The organism is Pseudoalteromonas sp. NZS71_1, from assembly GCF_015864305.1.
Taxonomy (GTDB): Bacteria; Pseudomonadota; Gammaproteobacteria; order Enterobacterales; family Alteromonadaceae; genus Pseudoalteromonas; species Pseudoalteromonas arctica.
Map to the genome: position 1 here is coordinate 1 of NZ_JADYXM010000040.1, position 614 is coordinate 614.

General features: G+C 41.9%; 1 pseudogene. It reads right to left on the reverse strand.

Annotation, left to right across the window (positions count from 1 at the left end):
- Window positions 1–614: pseudogene (locus I6F43_RS20000) on the reverse strand (transposase); the annotation flags it as partial.

The following is a 614-nucleotide window of genomic DNA, read 5'->3' on the forward strand; positions in this document are numbered from 1 at the left end:
TCTGGGGATATATTAAGCCTTTCTAACAAAGGAAGGTTCATATTATCAATATGCCCACGCTTATCCTCTCGTATTATTCGCCCTGTTAGCTCAACAAGTTCAAGGTACGATTTAAGCTCAAACGGCAGCCCTTTGGGCATAATCTGACGAGGCATACCTGCAAAACGTAGTAACTGTTTAGGCTGTATACCTTCTGTCGCGCATGTTAAGCGCTTTTGTACACTGGTATGGTCTGACTCTTCTGGTGTGTTAGCCATTTTAGCCCTAATGGGATTTAAATCGACATAGGCCATACAAGCTGCAAGTGCTGCTTCATCTAGTAATGCCTGCGATTTGAATCGGCCCTCCCAGAACCTACCAGTGCAGTTATCTTCTTTATTTGCTCTGCGCGCAATGTCTTCATTTAAGAGCCGCATAAACCAGCTGATACTTGATAAGCGTTCGCGGTATTGTTTAACCGTTTGGTTGAAAAAGATGAGCTCAACTTTACTTAACTTTTCACCTTGTACATATTTCTGCGTTAACACTGTGCCTTTACACAGTTTATGCCAGCGAATAACAATCGCTTTATCATTCAGTCTGTTTGCTTGATTATCATCTACATACAGGACTAA